Below are 412 nucleotides of genomic sequence, written 5' to 3'. Positions count from 1 at the left end.
AGGTCAAAACACTTCGACAGATCCATATCAACCACCCACTCACGGTGATATTTACGAATAAATACCGTGGCTTTGCTGATGGCGTCATGACAACTTCGTTTCGGCCTGTACCCATAACTTGATGGGTGAAAGTCGATGTCGAAGAGCGGTTGGAGAATGTTCAATAGTGTTTGTTGTACTATGCGGTCGCGAACTGTTGGAATTCCCAGCAGTCTCACACCACCATCATCTTTCGGTATTTCTATCCGTTTGACTGGCTGTGCGCGATACTGCTTGCTTTGCAGTTCACCTTGCAGTTGTTTCAAGTTTTCTTCTAAATTCAAGGCGAACGCGGCTATGGACTGCCTATCTATTCCGGCCGCTCCTTTCGCTGCTTTCACTTTTTTGAATCCCTTGTACAGGTTATTAATAT

The 412-nt window shown here is 45.4% G+C and carries 1 protein-coding gene; it reads right to left on the bottom strand.

Going from position 1 to position 412, the window contains the following annotated elements:
• A partial coding sequence (locus H4J63_RS19850) for a reverse transcriptase domain-containing protein (protein ID WP_259365863.1) occupies positions 1-401 on the bottom strand: 401 nt, incomplete at its 3' end.
• Positions 402-412 lie beyond the last annotated feature (11 nt).

Origin of the sequence: Pseudoalteromonas sp. 5Ae-yellow (assembly GCF_014077565.1) — a bacterium.
Taxonomy (GTDB): domain Bacteria; phylum Pseudomonadota; class Gammaproteobacteria; order Enterobacterales; family Alteromonadaceae; genus Pseudoalteromonas.
The sequence above is the reverse complement of the archived record's forward strand: the minus strand, read 5'-3'. Positions and strand labels throughout refer to the sequence as shown.